At 71.3% G+C, this 22,673-nt stretch carries 21 protein-coding genes, 1 pseudogene and 1 riboswitch; of the genes and pseudogenes, 8 read left to right on the top strand and 14 right to left on the bottom strand.

What is annotated here, in order from left to right; all coding sequences use genetic code 11:
* Positions 1–169: 169 nt before the first annotated feature.
* A complete protein-coding gene (locus CRT23_RS18730; protein ID WP_055951130.1) occupies positions 170–385 on the top strand; it encodes a hypothetical protein in 216 nt (71 codons plus the stop codon).
* Positions 386–517: 132 nt separating this feature from the next.
* Here the strand turns inward: CRT23_RS18730 and CRT23_RS18725 are convergent, their stop codons facing one another.
* From CRT23_RS18725 to CRT23_RS18695, 8 genes and pseudogenes are all read right to left on the bottom strand, one after another.
* On the bottom strand, positions 518–1,510 hold the full coding sequence (locus CRT23_RS18725; RefSeq protein WP_103711022.1) for an SDR family oxidoreductase: 993 nt from the start codon (positions 1,508–1,510) through the stop codon (positions 518–520).
* 183 nt (positions 1,511–1,693) lie between these two features.
* Complete coding sequence (locus CRT23_RS18720; RefSeq protein WP_103711020.1) at positions 1,694–2,611, bottom strand: Brp/Blh family beta-carotene 15,15'-dioxygenase; 918 nt, start codon at positions 2,609–2,611, stop codon at positions 1,694–1,696.
* Positions 2,611–3,375, bottom strand: coding sequence for a bacteriorhodopsin (locus CRT23_RS18715; RefSeq protein ID WP_103711018.1), 765 nt, complete (start codon positions 3,373–3,375; stop codon positions 2,611–2,613). The genes CRT23_RS18720 and CRT23_RS18715 overlap by 1 nt, the downstream gene beginning before the upstream one ends.
* Positions 3,376–3,727: 352 nt before the next feature.
* Positions 3,728–4,504, bottom strand: a complete 777-nt coding sequence (locus CRT23_RS18710; protein ID WP_245436351.1) for a Crp/Fnr family transcriptional regulator — start codon at positions 4,502–4,504, stop codon at positions 3,728–3,730.
* Positions 4,505–4,655: 151 nt separating this feature from the next.
* Positions 4,656–4,994, bottom strand: a complete 339-nt coding sequence (locus CRT23_RS29205; protein ID WP_245436350.1) for an oxidoreductase C-terminal domain-containing protein — start codon at positions 4,992–4,994, stop codon at positions 4,656–4,658.
* A 35-nt stretch (positions 4,995–5,029) separates the two neighbouring features.
* Positions 5,030–6,172, bottom strand: a pseudogene (locus tag CRT23_RS18705) (FAD-dependent oxidoreductase); the annotation flags it as partial.
* Between the two features lie 157 nt (positions 6,173–6,329).
* Positions 6,330–7,745, bottom strand: a complete 1,416-nt coding sequence (locus tag CRT23_RS18700; protein ID WP_181017385.1) for a PepSY domain-containing protein — start codon at positions 7,743–7,745, stop codon at positions 6,330–6,332.
* The gene (locus CRT23_RS18695; RefSeq protein WP_103711112.1) at positions 7,745–9,901 is read right to left on the bottom strand and encodes a TonB-dependent siderophore receptor; all 2,157 of its coding nucleotides are present in this window, start codon (positions 9,899–9,901) and stop codon (positions 7,745–7,747) included. The genes CRT23_RS18700 and CRT23_RS18695 overlap by 1 nt, the downstream gene beginning before the upstream one ends.
* 421 nt (positions 9,902–10,322) lie before the next feature.
* Positions 10,323–10,524: riboswitch (cobalamin riboswitch) on the bottom strand.
* Positions 10,525–10,684: 160 nt separating this feature from the next.
* On the opposite strand from CRT23_RS18695, the gene CRT23_RS18690 reads away from it, so the two are divergent.
* On the top strand, positions 10,685–10,873 hold the full coding sequence (locus CRT23_RS18690; protein WP_055951146.1) for a DUF2934 domain-containing protein: 189 nt from the start codon (positions 10,685–10,687) through the stop codon (positions 10,871–10,873).
* 38 nt (positions 10,874–10,911) lie between these two features.
* Here the strand turns inward: CRT23_RS18690 and CRT23_RS18685 are convergent, their stop codons facing one another.
* On the bottom strand, positions 10,912–11,235 hold the full coding sequence (locus CRT23_RS18685; protein WP_055951170.1) for a helix-turn-helix transcriptional regulator: 324 nt from the start codon (positions 11,233–11,235) through the stop codon (positions 10,912–10,914).
* A gap of 351 nt (positions 11,236–11,586) precedes the next feature.
* Here CRT23_RS18685 and CRT23_RS18680 point away from each other — a divergent pair, with 351 nt between their 5' ends.
* The 3 genes from CRT23_RS18680 to CRT23_RS18670 are packed head-to-tail and all read left to right on the top strand — an operon-like array spanning position 11,587 to position 17,594.
* Positions 11,587–13,353, top strand: a complete 1,767-nt coding sequence (locus CRT23_RS18680) for a type I secretion system permease/ATPase (protein ID WP_103711014.1) — start codon at positions 11,587–11,589, stop codon at positions 13,351–13,353.
* 3 nt (positions 13,354–13,356) lie between these two features.
* A complete protein-coding gene (locus CRT23_RS18675) occupies positions 13,357–14,736 on the top strand; it encodes an HlyD family type I secretion periplasmic adaptor subunit (protein WP_103711012.1) in 1,380 nt (459 codons plus the stop codon).
* A gap of 38 nt (positions 14,737–14,774) precedes the next feature.
* Positions 14,775–17,594 carry a hypothetical protein gene (locus CRT23_RS18670; protein WP_103711010.1) on the top strand — a complete coding sequence of 940 codons (2,820 nt, stop codon included), beginning with the start codon at positions 14,775–14,777 and terminating at the stop codon, positions 17,592–17,594.
* A 55-nt stretch (positions 17,595–17,649) separates the two neighbouring features.
* Here the strand turns inward: CRT23_RS18670 and CRT23_RS18665 are convergent, their stop codons facing one another.
* Both CRT23_RS18665 and CRT23_RS27870 read right to left on the bottom strand, forming a co-directional pair.
* Complete coding sequence (locus CRT23_RS18665) at positions 17,650–18,450, bottom strand: sigma-70 family RNA polymerase sigma factor (protein WP_103711008.1); 801 nt, start codon at positions 18,448–18,450, stop codon at positions 17,650–17,652.
* A gap of 196 nt (positions 18,451–18,646) precedes the next feature.
* Positions 18,647–18,922, bottom strand: a complete 276-nt coding sequence (locus tag CRT23_RS27870; RefSeq protein WP_146056421.1) for a hypothetical protein — start codon at positions 18,920–18,922, stop codon at positions 18,647–18,649.
* A 27-nt stretch (positions 18,923–18,949) separates the two neighbouring features.
* Here CRT23_RS27870 and CRT23_RS18660 point away from each other — a divergent pair, with 27 nt between their 5' ends.
* On the top strand, positions 18,950–19,144 hold the full coding sequence (locus CRT23_RS18660; RefSeq protein ID WP_146056420.1) for a hypothetical protein: 195 nt from the start codon (positions 18,950–18,952) through the stop codon (positions 19,142–19,144).
* Between the two features lie 107 nt (positions 19,145–19,251).
* Positions 19,252–19,497 carry a hypothetical protein gene (locus CRT23_RS18655; RefSeq protein WP_103711004.1) on the top strand — a complete coding sequence of 82 codons (246 nt, stop codon included), beginning with the start codon at positions 19,252–19,254 and terminating at the stop codon, positions 19,495–19,497.
* Between the two features lie 86 nt (positions 19,498–19,583).
* Here CRT23_RS18655 and CRT23_RS18650 read toward each other — a convergent pair whose 3' ends face one another.
* The 3 genes from CRT23_RS18650 to CRT23_RS18645 form a co-directional block, all read right to left on the bottom strand.
* A complete protein-coding gene (locus CRT23_RS18650; protein ID WP_103711002.1) occupies positions 19,584–19,964 on the bottom strand; it encodes a VanZ family protein in 381 nt (126 codons plus the stop codon).
* Positions 19,965–20,297: 333 nt separating this feature from the next.
* Positions 20,298–20,429 carry a hypothetical protein gene (locus CRT23_RS29640; RefSeq protein WP_280137537.1) on the bottom strand — a complete coding sequence of 44 codons (132 nt, stop codon included), beginning with the start codon at positions 20,427–20,429 and terminating at the stop codon, positions 20,298–20,300.
* On the bottom strand, positions 20,426–20,590 hold the full coding sequence (locus tag CRT23_RS18645; protein WP_055951159.1) for a hypothetical protein: 165 nt from the start codon (positions 20,588–20,590) through the stop codon (positions 20,426–20,428). The genes CRT23_RS29640 and CRT23_RS18645 overlap by 4 nt, the downstream gene beginning before the upstream one ends.
* Positions 20,591–21,540: 950 nt before the next feature.
* Here CRT23_RS18645 and CRT23_RS28535 point away from each other — a divergent pair.
* The coding region (locus CRT23_RS28535; RefSeq protein ID WP_210202092.1) for a hypothetical protein at positions 21,541–22,673 on the top strand (1,133 nt) is incomplete at its 3' end.

The following is a 22,673-nucleotide window of genomic DNA, read 5'->3' as shown; positions in this document are numbered from 1 at the left end:
CGGCGCGCGGTGATCCGCTGGGATCCGGCGGGCCTCAGCGATCCGCGGCCCTGGCACGTCGCCTCCTGCCAGCACAGCTACCCCGCCGACGCCTTCACGGACTGGATGGACTTTCCCGACTGTCCCCCGTCCGCCGAGGACCGCGAACCCGGCACCGCAGGAGGTCACGATGGCGCGCGAAGCGATGGGTCCCCTCACCCTGGACGTTGAGCCCTGCCCCGAGGACGCCACCCGCTACCGCTGGACCGTCCGGGAGGCGGACCAGGCGGTGCGGAGCGCCCCCTACTCCCTGCCCGACGCGGAGGCCGCCCTGCGCCAGGGCCGCGCGGCGATGGCGGAGGCGGCCGACCTGTGCCGCGACACCGAGATCCGTGCGCCGGACTGAGCCGGCCGGGAGACCTGACGGCGCCGGAGACCCCACCGGTGGTGGGAGCCGGCGCCGGCCTGGATGCCCGCGGACGGGTCAGACCCGATATGTCTTGGCGACGGGTCAGACCCGATATTTCTTGGCGACGGGTCAGACCCGATATTTCTTGGCGAGGAGATGCAGCCCGACGACCGCGCCGAGGGCGGCGGCCGCGAAGAAGCCCGTGCGATGACGGTCGGTGAACATCTCCCAGCTTCCGGAGCGGGCACGCGCGTCGAAGCGGCCATGGGCGCCGTAATCGCCGGGCACCGGCGCGAACAGATTGGCCGGGGCATTGCCCGGCAGGCGCCTGTCCGTCAGCTGGCTGCTGTAGCCCGTCCTGGCGAGGTAGCGGTCCAGCAGCCCGGGCGCGATGCGGTTGGCGAGGATCGCCTGGACGGTGGGGTAGCCGACCCAGACCTCCCGGCGGCGGTGCTCCGCCGCGAAGACGATGGCGCGCGCCGGGACCTCGGGCTGGTAGATCGGCGGGACGGGCTGGGCACGGCGGCCCATCTTGTTCATCGCCCAATCGAATTGCGGCGTATTCACCGCCGGCAGGTCGACCGTGGTGAGCTGGATCGCGAGCTTGTCGTGGATCAACTCGGAGCGCAGGGAATCCGTGAAGCCCCGGATCGCCGATTTCGCCCCGCAATAGAGCGCCTGCAGCGGCACGGAGCGGTAGGCCAGCGCTGAGCCCACGTTGATGATGGTGCCGCGATTGCGGGGGCGCATCCGCTTCAGCGCACTCATCATTCCGTAGACCTGGCCGAGATAGGTCACCTGGGTGGCGCGCTCGGCTTCGGCCGGCGTCAGTTCGTGGACGGGCGCGAAGACGGTCGCCATGGCCACGTTGACCCAGATGTCGATCGGGCCGAGTTCCGCCTCGACGCGATCGGCGGCGCGTTCGACGGCCTCGGCATCGGCGACATCGGTGGGCACGGCCAAGGCCCGCACGCCGTACCCCCGGACCGCCGCCGCCGCGCGCTCCAGCCGGCCGGGATCCCGGGACAGGAGGGCGACGTCGTAACCCCGACGCGCGAACGCGTCCACCGTGGCGCGGCCGACCCCCGCGCCTGCCCCCGTGACGACGACGATACCGACCATGAGGCTTCACTTTCTTGCTTGGGTTTGGGTCGAAAATCTGGATTGAACAGTGATTTTCTTCGACATCAAATGTTCTTGATCTGATCGTGCAACTATAGATCCGATCGTTTCAACAACAATTCCACCCAACATCTGGGGTCGCTGCGATGTTCCATTTGCCCCGTGGGTGATGCGGCCATTGTTCTAGCCTGCTGCGTTGGGCTTCCATGCGGCGAAGCGGTCCATGCGCGTCAGCCCTGCTTCGAGGAGCATGTGCGGCAGCGTCAACGCTGCGAGCAGTTGCAGCGTGAGGCCCACGAGCCGGACCGCCGGATCGCCCCGATGGACCGGCCACAGGGCCGCACCGATCAGCACGGTGAGGAGCGTCGTCGGCAAGGCCCGCCACCAGGCGCTCGCCCCGTCGCGCACCCGGGGGACGCGGGTGGGATGCCGGATGAGGGCGGCCGTATGGGCCGGGGCATGGACGACGACGAAGTAGAGGGCGAAGGCGACGAGGGGCGGCAGAACCCAGAAACAGAGGCTCAGGGCCAGCGGCAAGGCCAGCCGACCGACGTCGCCCTCGCGGATGGCCAGCGCGACCCATGCGCTCGCCAGCGGCAGCCACAGCAGGCTCGCCCAGACCAGCCACGGGGGTGGGACGGTCCAGGCCAAGCCCGTGGCCGCGGACAGGACCCGCGCCGTCGCGTCGGGATGGAGCAGGACGGGGAGCGCGATGGGCAGACCGCCCCGGACGAGGGCCGGCAGGCCGCCGCCTTCGCTCTCCTCGGTGCCGAAGTGCCAGACGGAGAGCGCCAGGAAGCCCGCCAGCGTCGCTTCGGGCACCCGTTGCCACGCGACCAGGACGCCGGCCACCAAGGCGAGGTAGGGAGTCGCGAAGGCCGGGAACCACGCCCGGCCCAGGCGGCGGCGCAGCAGCGTGCGCCCGATCTCGACGTCGAGGGCCCCGTGCGGCACGCCGAGCACGACGATGATGCCGACGGCACAGACCCATTGGACGGACCATGGCCCGAGCAGGCAGGCCAGCAGGATCGGCAGGGCGATCCCGCAGGGAAGGGCGGCGCCGGGCGGGAGGAGCGGCGCCCGCCCGCCCGGCCCGCGCATCAGGCGGCCCGCCGGAGGGGCGTGGTGCCCGCCGGAGTCTCGGCCAGGTCCCGGTCCGTCGCCTTCGTGTCCGAGACCACGGCCATGTAGCCGTAGACGACCTTGGCGACGGTATCGAGGATCGCGATCACCAGCACGCTGGCGGCGTCGCCGACGAGGCCGAGGCCGTCGGGGGCCACCGCCAGGATCACCGGGTAGACCAGCCAGACCACGGACAGGATCGCGGCATTGCGCCGGTAGGTCGCCCGGACGTCGTCGCGCTCAGCGGCGTTGGCCTCCATCTGCGACTTCCAGATGACGTAGTAGACGCCGAGGAAGGCCACGCAGGAGACGAGGAACCAGGTCCACTTGGTCCAGCCCTGCAGCGAGGCGCCGAAGGCGAACGCCGTGACGATCATCATCACGTCGGCCAGCACCGCCCCCGTGATGGCCCCGTAATCCTTGCGCACGTGGCGCATGGCGGTCAGCCCGAGCGAGACCAGGAGCAGCGGCGTGGTGAAGGTCCAGTCGATGTAGCGCGCGAAGTAGAACACCCGGGTCGGCGTCGCGGCCCCGGCCGCCACGGCGTCGGTGGTCGGCAGGAGCACGAGGCCCTGGCCGGTGGCCATCGCCAGGTACGAGCACGCCGCGATGATGGGCACGATCCCGTGCAGGAGGGTGTGAAGGCTCTCGGTTGGTGTGCGGCGCTTGCCCGTGACGAGGATCAGAAGACCACCGCCAAGCATGATGAAGGTCGTGATCCACAGTATCGTGTTGGAACTCATGGTGAAGCCTCTTCGCGCTGCATGAAATACAGCGTTCGGTGCCTAACCTGCCAATGTCGACTGCGATACGACTTCGGTTTTTCGTCTGTCCCGATGCGTTGATAAATATCAAGAACAGGCCCGAACTTGTTTACGGTCACGAAAGCGTTATCCGGACGCGCGAAGGACGGGATCGATCAGCGACCGTCCTTCGTTTCGGGGACATCCGTCGCCGCCGCGACGCCGGCCGGCACAGCCGCCGCCCGAGGCGGATCGACCCGTGATCGTCGGGCGAAGGGGGCCGCGCGTCGTCGGCCGAAGGCGGGACGCCCGGCCGCCGTCACTCCGCCGTTACTTCGCCGTCACTCGGCCGTCACTCGGCCGGCACGCGGCATTCCGAGAACAGCAGCGACGTGAGATCGTCGCCCAGGTGAAGAAACGTCGCGTCGAACTCGGCCACGTCCATCAAGCGGCGCGGATCGAGGATGCTGAGGGTCCGGCCATTCAGCTCGATCAGGCCGCGTGACCGCAGGACCGCGAGCGAGCGGTTGAAATGGACGGGCGTGATCCCGAGGAAATCCGCGATCTGGCCCTGGGTGATGGGGATCGGGCAACAGAGATCGCCGGCCAACCCGGCCACCTCCTGGCGCAGATACATCTCGCAGACGAAGTGGGCCGTCCGACCGATCGCCGACCGGCGCCCGAGGCACATCACCCGCTCGCGATACAGCGACGTATCGATGAGCGTGTCGCGCCAGAGGGCGGCCATGACGCGGGGGTGCCGCGCGATCAGCCCGAAGAGCGCGGTGTGCGGAACGAAGGCGAGCGTACTCGCCGTGATGCTCGCCAGCGTGTGATCGAGCTGGGGGAGGAACAGGTGCTGCAGGTCCGGGAGATCCCCCGGGATATACAGGAGCAGGATCTGTCGCGCGCCGTCGCCGAGCGTCCCGTAGCGGTGAACCCAGCCGTCCAAGACGAGGCAGCAATAGGTTGGCTTCTCGCCGGACCGGAAGATGTCTTCCCGGGCGCCGAAGCGACGGATGGTGAAGGGCAGGCCGCGGAGCGCCGCCCGGTCGTCCGCATCGAGAGCCGACGTCCTGTCCAGCTTGGCCTGCAGCATCCCCATCGCGGAAGCGTCGTCGAAAATCACCCCATCCCCCTGCTGGCATCGGATCGTTCGGCGGGGCGGCGAAGCCAGGTTCCCGGACCGCTCCCCGCTCCCCACTCCCCCCGGGCGCAGGCCGTCGGACCTCCCCCCGTCCCGGCCTTCGGGAGCGAGCCCCGAACGGCCGGTGTCCCCCTCAGGCGCGCGCCAGGGCGGGCAGGTCCGCGCCGGCCTCGATCGCCGCCGCCGGGGGCAGGCGGCCGAGGCCGAGGAGGTGCAGGAAGGCGGTGAAGGCCGGGTTGCGGCCGATGCTGCAGGCGGCGGTCACCCGGTCGCCCGTGGCGTAATAGGCGATGAAGTCGAGGGCGTCGGGGTCGCCCTGCAGGATGATCCGGTCGAACCCCTTGGCGTAGCCGCCGTAATCGAGCCGCTTGTCGCCCTGGTTGCTCCAGAGAACGGCACGCCCGCGAAGGCGCCGCCCCGGCCGAGGATGGCCCGGGCCACATGGGTGCCGTGCTGCTGCGCGAGGCGCCAATGCTCGATCCGCGCGGTCTCGCCGCTCGCCACCTCCGGGAAGGCGGCGATGTCGCCCGCGATCCAGACGCCCTGCGCGAGGGCGAGGTCGCCGCCGACCGTGAGGCCGCCATCCGCCTCGGGCGTGACGCCCGCGACCAGGCCGGTCTCCGGCTTGGCGCCGGCGCCGATGAGCACGATGTCGGCCGGGAGGCGCCGTCCGTCCTCCGTCTCGACCGCCTCGACCCGACCGGTGCCGGTGATCGCGGCGACGGAGCCGGTCTCGAAGCCGACGCCGTTGCCCGCATGGTACCGCTTCAGCGCCGCGCCCACCCGCTCGCCGAAGCGCTTGGCGAAGGGGATGTCCTCGCGCGCCAGCACGGTGACGGCGAGCCCGCGCTTCCTCAGGAACGCGGCGGCCTCCAGGCCGATGAATCCGGCCCCGACGACGACGACCGATTGGGCCGCGCCCGCCGCCGCGCTCACGGCGATCGCGTCGTCGAGGCTGCGCAGGGTGAAGACCCCGTCGAGGTCCTGGCCGGGGAAGTCCGGCACCACCGCCCGGCTTCCCGTGGCGACCAGGATCGCGTCGGCCGTCAGGGTCCGGCCGTCCGCCAGGGTGACGCTGCGCTGGGCGGGATCGACGCGGCTGACCGCCGCGGTGACGCGCTCGACCCGGTTGGTCCGGTCGAAGTCGGGCTCGATCCGCACCTTGTCCGGCGGGGTCGGCTTGGCCAGGAACTGCTTCGAGAGCTTGGTCCGGTCGTAGGGCGGGTGCGCCTCGCGGCCCACCAGGGTGATCCGGCCGTCATAGCCCTCGCGGCGGAGGGTCTTGACGCAGGCGACGGCGGCCGCGCCCGAACCGACGACGAGCACCTGCGCCACGGGCGCGCCCGCGGTTTTCTCGGTTTTCTCGATCTGGACGGTCTCGGCCGGCTCCGGCGTCAGGGTCGCGACGGCGTCCGCCCCCTCGATCCGGACCGGGTAGCGCGTCAGGGCGTCGAGGGCCGGCGGCTCCTCCAGGCTGCCGTCGGCCAGGGCGAAGGCGGCCTTGTGCCAGGGGCAGTAGAGGCGTCCGCCGCAGATCTCGCCCTTGGCCAGCGGCGCGCCGAGATGCGGGCACTTGGCCTGGAACGCCCGCACGCCGGCGGCGTCGCGCACGAACAGCGCTGTCTCGTCGCCGGCCGCCCCCTCGGCCATGCCCCCCATCGGGATCGCGTCGAGGGCGAGGCGGATCTCGGTTGCGGACATGGCTGGCATCGCTCCTGGCACGCGCCGTCGCGCCCGGCCGGTCAAGTCGCCGGACCCGGTCCGGTTGCAGCGTGCGACATCGCGGGCCCGGCCTGCCGCGGGGCCCCTATCCGATCCCCGCCGTGCGGCGCAGGCGGCGCCAGCCCAGCACCACGCCCGAGAGGGCGATGCCCGCGCCGAGGCCGTTGAGGAGCCACATCACCGCGTCCCAGGCCGGCCGGGCCTGGAACAGGAAGGCGAAGTCCAGGCGGTGGGGCGCCTCGAACAGCCAGCGCTGGAGCCGGCCGCTGGCATCGAGGCGGTCGAGGAGCGCGCCGGTCTCGGGGTCGATGTGCAGCCAGGTCGCGGCCGGGTCGTCGAAGCGCACCCGCAGGACCGGCAGCGTCCGGGTGTCGTGGTGGGGATACCAGTAGGCATCGGGGGCCGTCAGGGTCTCGACCCCGGCGATGCGGGCCTCCGGCAGGGCGCGGGCGGCCGCTGCGCGCAGGGCCGCCTCCGGGGGCGCCGGCGCCACCAGCCGGCGGCCCTGCGCATCGGCGGCGATCCGCACCGGCCGGCCGTCGACCTGCGTGAACCGGACCTCGACGATCCCCGGCCGCGCCAGGCCGTCCAGGGCCTCGCGGCCGATCGGCGCCGGAGGGCCCGCATAGGCCTCCCCCATCGCCGCCGGGGGCGTGCGGGGCGAGAACCAGCGGTTCGGGTTCATGGAGAGCCAGCCGCTGGCGACGAAGCTCAGGAGGCTCAGGCCCCCGAGGGTGCCGAGGAGATGGTGCCAGCGGGCGAGCCCGCGATAGGGCGTCACCGCCCCGGAGGCGTAGGGCCGGCGCAGGCGCAGGCGCCAGATCCCCAGGACGAGGCCGCCGAGCACCCCGGCGGTGGCGAGGCCGGAGACCCACAGCACGGTGCCGCGCCAGAGCTCGGCCCGCGCGCGCAGGGGGGTCGGGTAGAACCAGTGCGGGATCGCCCCGAGCCAGTTCCACAGGCGCTCCCGGCGGGTGGTGTCGAGGACGACCGCGCCGGTGCGGGCCGAGACGTAGAGCTCGGTGCCGGCGGCGTCCCCGAGCGCCACCACGTGGAAGGGACGCACCGGGTCGTAGCGGTCGCGCACGGTCCACGGGTCCCGGCGCACCGCCCGCACGGTGGCGTCCGGCCCGAACGGGGCCCGGACCGCGGCGGCGTCGAGGGGGCCGAGGGCCTGCCCGGTCTCGGCCGAGACCGGGTGCCGGGCGCCCGCGCGGGTGGTGACCTGGTAGACCGGCGCCCCGGCCCGCATCGACAGGCTGAGGCCGCCGGGGGGCGCCGCGAGGCCGGCCCGGGCCAGGGCCTCGTCCGGGCCGAGGAGGACCCGGTCCCAGGCGATCGGCGCGAGGCGGGACAGGCGCTCGGCCTCGCTCAGGGCCGGAAAGGCCACGTAGAGCATCACCAGTCCCGACACCACCCAGGCGGCGAGGAACAGGCCCGTGGCGATGCCGAGCCAGCGGTGGCCGAGGATCAGCCAGCGCTTCAGGGATTTGAGCCGCATCAGAACCGGACGCTGTAGGCGACCTCGACGGAGCGCGGCCGGCCCAGCAGCCAGTTGGTGCCGACCCCGTTCACCGCGTTGCCGCTGATCGCGTAGATCGTGTCGAACAGGTTGTAGGCGCGCAGCGACAGGCGCGAATCCGGCGTGACCTGGTGGTCGAGCCCGGCATTGACCAGGGTGTAGGCCGGGCGCGGGGCCTGGTTGCCGAAGTCGCTGAAGGTCTCGCCCACGTGCTGCAGGCCGACCCGCGCCTCCCAGGCCGGGGCGAAGGCCCAATTGACCCAGAGGTTGCCGACCCGCTCCGGCACGTCGATGGGCTGGCGCCCGGCAAAGGACACCACCGTGCCGCCGACCGCCTGGTCGAAGCGGTCGTACTGGGCGTGCAGCAGCGCCAGGTTGGCGTCGATGCGCCAGGCCTCGGCGAGGTGCAGGCTCACCGCCGCCTCGACGCCGACGGAGGATTGCTGCCCGACCTGGGTCGCGCGCGTCGGCTGGCCCGGCACCGTCGAGATCAGGTTGTCCTTGACGATGCGGTAGCCGGCCAGGGTCCACTCGGCCCGGCCGCCGAAGGCGACGCCCTTGGCGCCGACCTCCGCCTGCTCACCGGTGGAGAGCCGGAAGGTGGCGAGACTCTGCGACAGCGAGATCAGGCTGCCCACCGGGTCGGTGGCGGTGGCGTACTGGGCATAGAGCGCCAGCAGCGGCGTCGGGTTGTAGACGGCGCCGAAGCGGTAGCTCAGGGCCCGGAAGTCGCGGTCGAAGCTGGCGCCGGTGACGAGATCGGTCCGGTGCAGGACGGGCGCGTCGTAGCGCACGCCCGCCAGCAGGGAGACCTGGTCGGAGAGGATCAGGCGGTTCTCGGCGAAGACCGAGGCCTGCGAGGTGCGGGTGGCGTAGGCCGGCCGGGCCCGGCCCTCGGCGGGGAACAGGCCGGGGTCGTAGGCGAAGGGATCGACGCTGGTGCGGGTGTCGAAGAAGAAGTTGTTGGTGTGCCGGAAGGCGATGTGATTGACGTCGAACCCGGCCAGGACCTCGTTGCGGAAGCCGAACAGGCTGCCGCGGACCGTGGCGTCGAGGCGGTTCCCGATCTGCTCCTGGCTGTGGTCGATCTCGAGGTAGTCGGAGCGGTCGATCCGCCCGGTGTCGCGGTTGAAGGCGTACTGCTCCACGTCCCGCCACTGGCGCCGGCTCTGGAGCCGGTAGGCGGTGTTGCGCACGGTAACGTCGGCGCTCGGCGTCCACTCGGTGCGCAGCTGCGTCCAGTTGTCGGTCCAGAGGACCTGGGCGTCGCGGACGTTGTAGTTGTTGAACCGGATGGATTCGAGGATGCGCCCGTTGACGAGGGGCGTGCCCCAGTAGCGGGTCGGCTCCTGGTAGCCGAAATCATGGCTCAGGGTGACGGCGAGGTCCGGCGTCGCCTGCAGGGTCAGGGCGCCCGAGACCGCGAGGTTGCGGAAGCGGCCGTCCGGCGCGATCCAGCCCTCGGCGCGGTTGCCGCTGATGTTGAGGCGATAGGCCAGGGCCTCGCCGATGGGGCCGCCGGAATCGAGGGCGAGCCGCGCGAGGCCGTCCGAGCCCAAGGCCGCGCGGGCCTCGTTCAGGGGCGTGAAGACCGGCTTCTTCGTCACCACGTTGACCACGCCGCCGATGGCGCCGTCGCCGTAGAGCACCGAGGCCGGGCCGCGCAGCACCTCGATGCGCTCGACGTTCCAGGTGTCGAACGGGAAGGTCACGGTGCCGGCGCCCACGAACAGGCGGGTGCCGTCGTAGAGCTGCTGGATCGAGTTCGGGCCGGCGAAGCCCCGGGCCGTGAAGGCGCCGTTGCCGTTGCCCGGCGCCGCCACCGTGGTGATGCCGGTGGCGTTCTGGGTGACGGCCTCCGCCACGGTGTTCTGGCCGCGCAGGCGGGTGGTCTCGCCCGCGATCACGTCGACGCTGGCGGGGGTCTCCAGGGGCGTCAGCCCGAGGCGGCTGGCGCTGCGGCCGACGCTGCGCAGGTTGAGGCCCTCGGCGGGCGGCGGGCCGCCCCGGCCGGAGCCCGAGACCTCCAGGGTCTCCAGGGTCACGGCCGGTGGAGCCTCCCGGGTCTGGACTTCCCGAGTCTGGACTTCCCGAGTCTGGATCTCCCGGGTCTCGGCCTCGGCGGCGATCGGCATCAGGCCGCCGAGCAGGGCCGCCAGGGGCAGGACGTGTCGCGGGGGCAAGCTCTGGCCTGGCCGCGACCCGCGCGGGTGCGCGGTTCGGGACGGGATGGGGGCGACGGGCATGGGACAACCAGGGATGGGCGCGGGCATCGGTCGGGGCCGACCTGCCGTCTTCGCTAGACTGAATGTTATAACATTACAATTGTGCGCGGGGACCCCAAGAAGGCTTGTCCGCGGCGCAGCCGGGTCCGGACCGCGCGGGGCGGCCGGAGGGAGCATGCGGGAGCGAGGCGCGCGGGCGAGGACGGGCATCGACGGGACGGCTGACGCGACGGGTCGCGCGAAGTGGCACGTCACCGCGAACGAGGCCGGCGCGGATGCCACGCGGCATCCACCCCGACACCCACCAGGACACCCCGCCCGATGCGTTTCGCGTGTGACCACGACTGACGGCAGGTCTCCTGGCTCGCGGGTCACCGCCCTCCCATCGTCTTCCCAGGTCCGAGAACCCAGTGACGTGCTGATGAGGAGCTCGCCGCTTACAGTTGCGGGGGCAGCCGCGGCCTCGGGCGCTCGCCCTCACCGCGTTCCCTTTTGATCCTCGATCCTGAGGAACCGTCACGGGTAAGCTAGGCCGTTTCCGGGGCCGCCGTCAAACCCTCCGGGATCCGTCAGGAGCCCTCCGGAGGGGCGGCCGCGCGCCGATCGGGGGACAAATCCCGCGGTGGAGCGTTGGCCCAGCAGGGAGAACCGAGCTGTGACGCTGTGAGCGAGACTGAAGGAGTAGAGCGCACGATGTCCGAGGATGGGATCACGTTCGAGCGGATTCGCGAGCGCGCCCATGAGATCTGGGAGCGCAATCATCGTCCCGAGGGGTTCGAGGTCGAGTTCTGGCTGATGGCCGAGCGGGAGCTGCGGGCCGAGCGTGCCCGCAACGCCCCGAAGCCGGCCGCGCCGGCGCAGGAGGACGCCGCGCGTTCCTGACATCTTGGCGCCGGGCGCAGGCGCGGGGGCGGGTCGCCTCAGCCGTCGGCGGGCGGCGCCGGTTCCGCGTCCGCGAACAGGATCTCGTGGGTGAGCGGATCGTAGAAGCGCATCAGGTCCCGGACGAGGTCCCTGGCGGGGACCTCGAGGGCGGCTGCCCAGGCGCGGTAGCGATCCGGCGGGATGCGTCCGCGTCCGGTCTCGAGCTGCGAGATGAAGGTGTAGTACTCGGCCCCGACCAGGGCGGCGAGCTGGCGCTGGGACAGGCCGCGTGCCTCGCGCAGGTTCTTCAGGAAGCGGCCGCCCTCCCGGCGCAGTTCCAGCACCCCCTCCGAATCCAGCCGTTGGTGGTGAGCGTACACGCGGGGCATCCCTCCTCGGGCCGTGATGGTTAGGGCACAATCAATTTGTACAGTAAATACCATATAGAGCAGGACCCGGGAGACTGTCCAGACGGCGCGAACCCGGCCGGTTTCCGCAGGGCGCCTCGCTCATGACGTCGAGGCCATTACGCCGAGGCTAAGACGGCGCGGTGACGCCGCCGCGCTCGGGCCGCGCCGTTCGACGCCCGTGATCCGGCGGGGCCGGTGGCAAGTTTGTTGGAAACAGTCCAGACTGCGCTATCATCCGTGGATGAAGAATTCAGGCATGGGATTGCCTGGGACGTTCGGATCTGGCGTCGCCGGCGCCCGCACAGGGATGAAGAGTTCAGCATGAGCACGCAGGCGACGCGGTCGGTGTTGAGCGACGGCTTGCGTGCGATGCGGCCCGTACTGGCGACGGCGGTCGCCTTCGGCTTCTTCATCAACCTGCTGCTCTTCGTCAGCCCGCTCTACATGCTGCAGATCTATGATCGCGTCCTGCCGAGCCGGAACGAGACCACGCTCATGGGCATCACCCTGATCGCGGTCTTCGGGCTCGGCGTCTACGCCGCGCTGGAGATGCTGCGGTCGCGGCTTCTCGTGCGCGGCGGCCTGATCTTCGACCGGCGCGTGACCGACCCGATCTTCGATGCCGCGCATCGCGGGGCGCTGCTGCGGCCCGGCGCCCAGCACGACACCGTGCTGCGGGACGTGGACATCCTGCGCGAGTTCCTGACCGGCAGCGGCATTCTGGCCTTCTGCGACCTGCCCTGGGCTCCGATCTTCCTGGTGGCCTGCTTCCTCCTGCATCCCTGGTTCGGCGCGATGGCGCTGGTCGGCGGCGGGCTCATCCTGGGGCTGACGCTGCTCAACGAGGTGGCGACGCGGCACGCCCTCGAATCGGCCAGCCGCGTCTCCCGGCTCGCCGGGCAGCAGGCCGGGGCGAGCTTCCGCAACGGGGAGGTGCTGCGGGCGATGGGCATGCTGGGGGCCATGCGGGCCCTCTGGCGCGGCCGCCACGACGAGGTGCTGCTGCTCCAGGCGCGGGCGAGCGACCGGGCCGGCCTCATCGTCGCGGCCACGAAGTTCGTGCGCCTGCTCCTCCAGCTCCTCGTCCTCGGTGTCGGCGCCTACCTCGCCATCCACCGAGAGATCACCGGCGGCGCGATGATCGCGGCCTCGATCATCATCGGCCGGGCGCTGGGGCCGATCGAGGCGGTGGTGGGCAACTGGAAGGGCTTCACGGCGGCCCGCGCGAGCCATCGCCGCCTCGCCGAACTCCTCGCCGTGGCGGGGCCGGAGCCGGCGCGGGTGACCCTGCCCCGCCCGCGCGGGCTGATCGAGGCCGAGGCCCTGTCCGTGGCGGCCCCCGGCGCGTCCCGGGCGATCCTGCAGGGCGTCGGCTTCCGGATCGAGCCCGGACAGCTCGTGGGCATCATCGGGCCGAGTGCCGCCGGCAAGTCGACCCTGGTCCGGGCAATGACCGGGATCTGGCCGCTGACCGGCGGTAGCCTGCGCATCGACGGCGCGGAGCTGCGCCACTGGGATCCGCAGGACCTCGGCCGGCACGTCGGCTACCTGCCGCAGGACGTGGAGCTGTTCGACGGGACGGTGGCGCAGAACATCGCGCGCTTCGGGCCCGCGGAGGATGCGGCGATCCTCGCCGTGGCCCGGCGCGCCGGCTGCCACGACCTGATCCAGGCCCTGCCCGACGGCTACAACACCGTGATCGGCCCGGGCGGCCACGGCCTGTCCGGCGGCCAGCGCCAGCGCATCGCCCTCGCCCGCGCGCTCTACGGCGATCCGAGCCTGATCCTCCTCGACGAGCCGAACGCCAGCCTCGACCAGCCCGGCGAGGCGGCCTTGATGCGGGCCCTGGCGGCCCTGCGGGCGGACGGGACCACGGTGGTGATCGTGACCCACAAGGTGTCCCTCCTGGCCGACGCCGACGCCGTGCTGGTGCTGAATGCCGGCAGCGTGCAGAGCTTCGGCCCGGCCGAGTCGATCCTGGGGGCCCTGGTCGGACCGCGCTCCGTGCCCCACGTCGTTCCGGCGGCCGGGGTCACAGCGCTGCCCGAGCCGCGCCGGAGCTTCGACGCCCAGCGGAGCGCGGGGTGAGCCATGGCGCGGCCGCACGCTCCCGCCCTGACACAGGCACCGGCCGTCTCCCCGGTCGCGCCGCCGGGACTGCCTCCGGCGGTGGGCGACCTCTCCCGCCTGGTGGATTGGCGCTGGTACGCGGCGGCGGGCTACCTCCTCATCCTGGCGACCTTCGGGGTCGCCGGCGGCTGGGCGGCCTTCGCGCGCCTCGACCGCGCCGTCATCAGCCCCGGGGTGATCGTCGCCGAGGGCAGCCGCAAGAGCGTGCAGCACCTGGAGGGGGGCATCGTCCAGGAGGTGCTGGTCAAGGAGGGGCAGAGCGTCCGGGCGGGCGAGGTCCTGCTGCGGGTCGATCCCCTGCAGTCGCGGGCCAGCGCGGACCTGTTCCGCGGCCAGCTCGACGCCGCCCTGATCCTTGAGGCCCGGCTCAGGGCCGAGCAGGCCGCCAGCGCCCGCCTCGACCTGCCGCCCGAGATCGCGGAGCGGCGGAGCGAGGCGGCCATCGCCCGGATGATCGACGACCAGGCGAGCCAGCTTGCCGAGCGCCAGGCCTCGTTCCAGCTGCAGCTCTCGCTCACCGAGGCCAAGATCACGCAGCTGCGGACCGAGATGTCCGGGCTGGCGGTGGAGAAGACGGCCGTCGAGCAGCAGGTCGGCCTGATCCAGCAGGAGCTGGAGGGCCTGCGCGCCCTGCGCGAGAAGGATCTAATTCCCCTGTCCCGGGTGCTGATGATGGAGCGCGAGCGCACGCGGCTCTCCGGCGTGATCGGGCGCTCGGTCGCGGAGACGGCCAAGGCGCAGAACGGCATCAACGAGGCCGGGATGCAGGCCGCCCAGCTCCGCCAGAAGCGGCAGGAGGCCCTGACGGCCCAGCTGCTGGAGACCCGCCAGCGCATCGTCGAGCTGCGCGAGAAGCTCGTCGTGGCGCAGGACGTCCTGCGCCGGCACGAGGTCCGGGCCTCCCACCCGGGCGTGATCCAGGACCTCAAGGTCTACACCATCGGCCAGGTCATCCGCTCCGGCGAGCCCCTGATGGAGATCGTGCCCACCAGCGACCGGCTGGTGGTCAGCGTCCAGTTCGCGCCCAACGACCTGGAGGCCGTCCAGGCCGGCATGCGGGCCGAGATCAAGTTCCCGGCCTTCCAGAGCCGGCGGATGCCGACCCTCCTCGGCACCGTGACCCTGGTCTCGCGCGATCGCCTGCTCGATGAGCGGACGAGGCAGCCCTACTTCGCCGGCACCGTCGAGATCGACGAGCGCCAGCTGCCCGAGACGGTGCGCCCGCGCCTCGTCGCGGGCCTGCCGGCCGAGATCACGGTCTCGGCCGGCGAGCGCACGGCCCTGGAATATCTCCTGGGTCCGTTCTTCGACGCGCTCGGGCGCGCCTTCCACGAGCGATAGGACCGGCTGATCGTGACGAACGCGGGAGAGGGATTCCAATGAGTGCGGTGCTCTCGTTCTTCCGGCCGGCGCAGACGAGCCGGGGCGGCTGGTCGCAGCAGGAGCTCGCGGAGTTCTACCGCGTCGAGGCGGCGCTGATCCGGGCGGGCCTGCCGGTGGCCAGCGAGCAGGGCCTGAGCGACGAGGCCGAGCCCTGGTTCGTCTTCTGCCGCCCGGACGGCGACGAGATCCTGCACGTCGCCCGGATCGACGGCCGCTACGTCGTCGCCTCGCCGGCCTTCGACGCACCGATGTGGGGCAGCGACTTCCGCGCGCTGATCAACCAGATCGCGCAGAGCCACGCCGATCTCCTGCCGATCCCGCGGGGCGGCGAGGGCACCCGGCTCACCGTCCATCCCGCGGCCCTCCTGGCCGCCCTCGTGGCCGCGGCGGCCCTCGCCCTGACCCCGGACGAGGCCCGGGCGGAGGCGCTGGCGGAAACCGGCCCCGTGCCGGGCCCGGCGACCCGCCCGCAGCTGGCCGCCGAGGCCCTGCCGGAAGGCGCCGCCGCCGAGCGGGACGGCCAGCGCAAGCAGATGGACGCGATCGTGTTCTCCGCGATGATCTTCGCCGCGACCGCCTTCGCCCCCGATCCCGCGGCCGCGCGCCCCGCCGAGGAGGCCGCGTCCGATGCGGCGGCCTCCGGGGCGGTGAACCCCGGGCCCGGGGATGCCGCCGGCGGCTCGGCGTGGGAGCGCGCCGAGGCGGCCGCGACCGCCGGCGCCCCGGGCGGCGTCGGTGCGGCCGGGCCGATGGGCAGCGGCGCGTCCGCGTCGACTTCCCACGAACCGGTCGCCCCGGCCGCACCCGCCGGACGGCCGGACGCCGCCGGCCCGGGCCCCGGATTTTCGTCGCCGGCGCGGGATCCCGGCCAGGCCGCCCTGGATGCGGACGGCCAGCCGCACGGGCGGGCCGCGGACGCGGAGCTGTCCCGCACCGCCGGAGCGCCGAAGCCGGCCGAGGCCGTCGCGGAGACCGGCCCGGCGCGGGCCGGCGACGGCGGCCCGGGGGCGGCTGCGCCGAGTTCGCCCGAGTCCGTGACGACCGCGACGCGGGCGCTGGACGCTCCCGCGCACGAGGCCGCGACCGCCCAGAGCGCCTGGGCGCGCCCGACCCCGACCGCCGGCGAGTGGGAAGCCGCCCGGGGCGAGACCCGGCCGGGGGGCGATGGCGGCGCCGGCAGGAGCGGAACCGCCGTGGCGTCGGACGGGACTCGCGGCCCGGACCGGGGCGAGGACGCTCCGGGCCGCGAGTCCGGTTCCGCCCATCACGGTCCGGGCGAGGCGGGCGCCGGACCGGCCGCGCGCGCGGAGCGATCCGGCTCGGGCCCGTCCGGCTCCGGCGATGACGGCGCGGCGCCTCCGCAGGTCAGCCAAGGTCAGGGTCGCCAAGGCGAAGGAAGACAAGGCGAGAGCGGCCAAGGTGAGGGAAGACAAGGCGAGGTCGGCCGAGGCGAGGACGGTCGGGCCGACGCCGGCCTCGGCCACAGCGAGGGCAGCGGCGGCTCCGATCGCGGCCTCGACCGCGGCGGTTCCGCGACCAGGACCGCTGCCCAGACCGACACCGCCGGCCAGACCGGGGGCGATGACCAGACCGGAAAGGGCGGCCAGGCCGCTCATGGCAGCCAGGAGGCACAGGGCAGCCAGGAGGCACATGGCAGCCAGGAGGCACATGGCAGCCAGGAGGCACATGGCGGCCAGGAGGCACATGGCGGCCAAGGGGGCGGCGCGGCGCGGGCCGCGTCGGCATCCGCCGAACCGGAGCCCACCGCGTCCTCCCGCGCCGAGAGCGGGCCGTCCGAGCCGAACCAGGCCGCGTCGGGTCATGCTGCGTCGGGTCATGCTGGCTCGGGTCATGCCGCCGCGACCCATGCCGCCGCGACCCATGCCGCCGCGACCCATGCCGCCGCGACCCATGCCGCCGCGACCCATGCCGAGGCGATCCCCGTGACGTCCGGAGCCGCCGGGCCGCAGCAATCCGGCTCGACCGAGGACGCTGGGCCCGACCGGCCGGGCGTCGGCGCCCGTCCCGAAACCGCCGGGCACGCGGCGGTCGCACCGGACGCGGGCGGGAGGGAATCGGCGCCGGCCCAGGGGAACGGTGACGCGGGCGCGAAGGGCGCGCAGGCGAACGTCGCGGATGCCGGGGTGAAGACCGGGGCGGCCGACCACGCCAATCCGGCCGCGGAGGCCGGTCACGGTTACGGTCCCGGTCCGACCGGCGACGGCCACGCGGCCGCTGCGGACCGGGCCTCGGCCCCGCAGGCCGCAGAGGCGTCGATGGCGCGGCACGCGGCGTCGGAATCGGCCCCGGTCGATGCGGCCCACCCGGCGGGGGAGGCTCCGGCGGCCGGCCCGGGCCCGGCGCACGCGGCATCGGCGGTCGCCGATCCCGCCACGGGCCAGCACGCGGGAGCCCCCGCCTCGGGAGCCCCGGCCCCAGGAGCCCTCGACCCAAGAGCTCCCGACACAGGAGCCCCGGACCTTTCATCCGGAGAGCCGGCCGCGCACGCCGCCGGGCCGGACCCAGTCAAGCACGCCGCGGCGAGCGTCCCCCTCGCGGCGAGCGTCGATTCCAGCGGCAACCTAGTCTTCGCCTCGGACGCGCAGCATGCCCCCGCGTCGCATCCAGGATCGGCCGGCGCGGGATCGGCAGCCGGGGGAGCCTCGTCGGCGGGACATGCCGCCCCGGGATTCGCGTCGACCGCTCCCGAACCGGCGGGCACGCCCGCGGAGGCCGGTCCCCATCCAGAGGTGGGTTTGGTGGGCCTGTCGGATCACGGGAGCGGCGGCCTGCACCATCCCGGGTTCCACGCCTGAACCCAACGCCTGACCCGACCGGGAGCCCGCCTCACCCCGCAGGGACCCGGGACGCTCAGGGCAGTCCGAGGGCGTCGGGGAAGCTCTTGCGCGCCCGGCTGACTCGGCTCTTCACGGTGCCGACCTGGCAGCCCAGGACCTCCGAGGCCTCCTCGTAGGTCATGCCCTGGGCGGCCACGAGAAGCAGCGCCTCCTGCTGTGCCTCGGGCAAGGTGCGGATGCGGGACCAGACCTCCCGCAGGGCAACCCGGTGCAGCTGGTCGGCCAGCTCGATCAGCTGCCCGGCGGCGGCGCCATCGACGTCCTCCACCTCGCGGCGCGACTTCCGCTTCTCGGTGTAGAACTGGTTGCGCATGATCGTGAAGGTCCAGGCCTTCAGGTTGGTGCCGGGCCGGTAGCGCTTCTGGTTCTGCCACGCCTTCAACAGCGTTTCCTGAACGAGATCCTCGGCCTGGTCCGCCCCATGCGCCAGCGACTGCGCGAAGCGCCTCAGGTCGGGAAGCAGCCCGAGGAGGTCCTCGCGGAAGGTGTCGGCCCCGGCGCCGGCGCCCTCGCTGGCAGGGAGGGCCGCCTCGAGGCGGGACACGAGGATCAGGAGGTGTTCCGGGGTCCGGGCCCCGAAGCTCGCCGCGTAGAGGTTGCGCAACCGCGCGCCTAATCCGAAGCGCTCGCCCGCCGCGATGATCGGGCGGCCCTCGGTTCTGGTCGGGATACGCTCGGCCCGATCGCCCTCGGCCCGATCGCTCTTCGCCAGACTGGCCTCCGCCGGATCGGCCTCGGCGCGGTCGGCCCCGGGTGGGGCCCCGTCGACCTCGGGGGCGGTCAGTTCAGGCGAAAGCTCCAGAAGGAACACCATTCTCGACGCGGTCTCCATCGTGCCGATCCGTCCGTACAGCAAACATGTAATAGGCAGTCGCTGTATAACGATCAAGGGCGAGATGGGTTCGGTCCGGGACGGTGTCCGGACACGCGGAGCCCGGCATCCCCGCGGTTTCCACCGCCGGTGCAGGCCGCCCGGCGAATCCCGATCGTCGGTCTCCGATGTCGACCGGTCATTCGGCGCGCGAGATCAGTCCGGTGCGAAATTGATCGAAAGCTTTGAGGATTCGTAAAGACTCGGTGCTTTGTCTTTCCACGAAGATGCGCGAGCCGACCGTGGTCTTCCAGCAGCGCACATGCGCGTGACCGTGATCGACGAAAATCATGCTCGACGACGGACATGCTTCCGACGCTTGCGGGATGGTCTTGATCGCCGGGTCTGCCCTGCAACGATCTGCAATCCGCCTGCGTTGAGGGCTGCGATCTCCGCGCCGGACAACTGTTTTCATCTCCTTAGGTCGATGTCGATGAATCCGTTGCCGGAGAAAGCCGACGATCCCGAACCGCTGGTCGACGGACGCGCGATGCCGCCGTGGCGGGTGGCGCTCGGCCGTGTCGTGCACTGGGTCTCGACCCTCGCGGTCCTGGGGCTCGGGTTCGGCCTGACTCTCGCCTGGATCGTCTTCCTCTGCTGGCTCGCTTACGCCGTGCTAAGGTTGATGATTGAATAACGACCGCAATGCAGCTTAAATTGTGCAAAGCACAAAACTGCTCTCTATTTCCGCTTGTATCCTTTCAATACGTAGGTACTCTGATTGCTCGTATCGTTGGTGTGCAAATGCTTCTGATCTGTTTCGCCTCACTTGGAGCCGCCGCAAGCCAGGCCGTTCGCCTGCCGGGTCTTCTCGTGATCGTATCGCTGCTGGCGGTCGCGATCGGCGTCGAGGGGGCCCTGGAGCAGCGCTCCCTCGGGATCGTCCTCACCGACGCGGTCTGGATGCTCGTGGCGGTGGAGGCGACCTATGTCGCGACGTCGCTTCTCTGGAACTCCGAGGCCTCGCCCGCCGCGCCCCGCAAGGCGTGACAGGCGGCACAGGCGTGGCAGGCGACACAGGTTTGACAGGCGACTTGGGAGCGTCCCCGGTCGTCTTCGGCTGAGGCGGTCCGCGCTTAGCGGGCCGGGGGTGCGGCCTTGAACATGCGCCGGGCGACGATCGTACCGCCCAGGGCGCCGAGGAGCGCGCCCGATCCGCTGGCCACGAAGTCGACGACCTGCGCGGTCCGGCCCGGAACCCAGAGCTGGCCGATTTCCATGACGGCCCCTAGGGCGATGAGCGGCAGGCCGATCCGCCACCAGCGCAGCGCGGCCCCGTAGCCGAGCACGAACAGGCCGGCGGTCCCCGCATACGCGATCGCGTGCTCGGCTTGGCCCGGGAGGGATGTGCGCGCTTCCCAGTCACGGGGGATCCAGGAGAGCCAGACCAGGGCCCCCACGCTCAGCCAGGCCGCCACGCGGACGAACCTGGAAAGGGCGGCGCGACGTCGCGACATGACCACTCCTGACGGCTCCTGATCCTGTCCATGCCCCCGGGGCCGTCCGCAGGGCCGGTGATGCCGCCCCGCCGCGACGAGGCTGTGCCCCGGGCCGGCGATGAAACGGCGAAGGCGTCTTGCCCGAAATTGTCTTGCCCGAAGCCGTCCTGCCCGAAGCCGTCCTGCCCGAAGCCGTCCTGCCCGAAGCCGTCCTGCCCGAAGCCGTCCTGCCCGAAGCCGTCCTGCCCGAAGCCGTCCTGCCCGAAGCCGTCCTGCCCGAAGGCCGTCCTGCCCGAAGCCCGTCCTGCCCGAAGCCGTCCGGCCCGAGGAGGCTTTGGTGCCGCTCCGCCCTTACGGGCGGTCCACGGGCCGGGTGGTCGCCCGGCGGTTCGCCTTGAGAAGCTTGCCGATGACGATGCCGGCTGGGACGGACACGAGGGTCCAGAGGCGAAGGACATGGAGCAGGCGGAGGAAAACCATCACGCGCCCTCGTCCTCCTTCAGCGCGGCATCGTACCCCGCGGTCCACCGGGAATGCGCCTCCGTGCCCTCGGCATAGGGGCAGTCTTCCCGGCGCAGGCCCTTGCCGGGGGCATAGAACCCCAGCGCGTAGTGATCGAGGTTGTCGTCCGGCGGCTCTGTCATGAGCAGGAGATAGGGCAGGCGGAAGGCCCTCCAAGGGCCGGCCCGCCCACGCACAACCCGCGCGTGGTCAATGCGAAGGACGCCAAGCCGGCATCCGCATTCGGCCCTGTTGTGAAGGATTTGTCTTTCCCAGCAAAGGCTTTGGAAAGTAATGGCGCGCCAGTCCGGACAGAAATGCGAACACCTATGTAATTGAAGTTACGAGATAAATTCGAGCTAGCGCTGATCTGGCCGGCCGGCTTTGGATCAGGTTGATTGAGAGGATCGGCTGAACCCAAAGGCGTCGGACATGCGGCGAGGTCAGAAGATGAGCGCGCAGCAGGTGGGCGAACGTGATGACGGCCGAGATTTCGTTCCGGAAAGCTTGCCTACATGCGTTCAGTGACTAGGTCGAGGTCGATCCCGTGTGGCTGATTGATGTTCAGCTTGTCCAGATGCGAGGCAAGCTGCATGCAGGTTCGCAATCCTCCGTCCGATTGACCAAAGTCAAGCTTAAGGAAGTACCGATTGGCAACATCCAAATCCCGGTTGGGGAGGCGTTTGGACAAGCGGCGATCAGAACGGGACGGCGCTATTTTCGCCGGGCTCCCGCATGCCAGGCTTCCTTCCAGTCGATAGCTCCTGCGGGCCACGGGTGAGCAGCTTCCGCTCCTTCCATTCCGCGCGGCGCACAATCTGCGGCTTCGAGGAAACGCTATCCCCCGCCGCCAGCGCCCGAGCGTATGCGACCGCGCATTTCTGCCATATGATTTCAGCATTGAGTGATTATATATCCATCAGTTTTCGTTTTATTATCTGATTTCCATAATTTTTATCATGAGAATCTTGGCCAAATCTATTTTTTTCTTCCGATTCAGCCATAGAATCACGAAATTCATTAACTTCATGAAAAATCATACCTCAAGACAACTCCAAACACTGATTTCACAGCCTGAAATGAACGTAAGCATGTGCTGAGCTCCGTCCCGGGGCTCCCAGTGTTGGGGCGGCGTGGGCCGAAGGGCGAGCTCGACCGGAAGGGAAGCCAGATCGATCCTCCACCCGGTTTCCGGCTAGCCGACCTCAAGCTCGAGACCCTTGACGGCAGCGCTGGCACTCCCGACACCCTGCGCGACTACAGCGCCATCTACGATCCGCGCGAGCTCTCGGTCATCGAGCTGTCGCTGAGCGCCATCGGGGGCTGCCTCAACCTCGACACAACCTTCGTCCCCCCGGCCTCCGCCCGCCGGTGGAACGGCAGCGACCTGTTCGACGCGTTCACGGTGGAGCGGTGGCGCCAGCGCACAATACTCGGGCGCGATGTCCTGGTGGAGGTGGTCTTCAAGGGCTTCCTCTTCCCGCTGGGCCACGGCGCCAGCCTAGTGAAGCTCACGGAACGGACGTTCGTGAGGGTCGGGTACACGCCTGTCGCGGTCCAGATCCAGCGGATGTTCCTGAAGGTCGGCGACCCGGTGAAAGCCTACCCGGCCCAGGGTCAGCCCAACCGGGCCCGGCGCTGGCCGTGCGCCGGGATCGAGATCCTCACGGTCACGACGCCAGACATCGTCGATCCCACCGGCGACGTGCCGGATAGCCCGAGCTGCGGGACCCCCGGCAAGGTGACGGTGGCCGCCAGCGGACGCCTGGATTTCGAGGGCGGGTCACCCGGCCTGTGCTTCTGGCCGCGCACGGCGTCCCGCGACGGGGCTGAGGTGTGGTTCGAGATGCGGGTCTCGGGCGAGGCGGTCCCGGTCAAGATGCCACTGATCTTCGCCGACAACCGCGCGATCAACCACGCGCCGACGATGAAGGCGCTCGTCTCGTACCACAACACGGAGTTCAAGGACGGAGCCGCCGAGACGTCTTCCCCGCTGCGCCAGGTCACGACGCTCGACCGCCGCGGACAGCCGGTGGTGATGGGGCTCGAGAAGAAACCGGGCGACACCACCTACGAGACCGCGTGGTGGCGGTTGAAGGCTGAGGGTCGCGAAGACCTCGCGGTGACGGGAGGCGATCCCTACGCGGTAAACAACAATCCGTCGATGGTTCATAACGCGGCTGGCTCACGCCGGGATCTCGCCCAAAGCGATGATGATGCTCGCTG

The organism is Methylobacterium sp. V23 (genome assembly GCF_002917135.1).
Classification (GTDB): Bacteria; Pseudomonadota; Alphaproteobacteria; order Rhizobiales; family Beijerinckiaceae; genus Methylobacterium.
The sequence above is the reverse complement of the archived record's forward strand: the minus strand, read 5'-3'. Positions and strand labels throughout refer to the sequence as shown.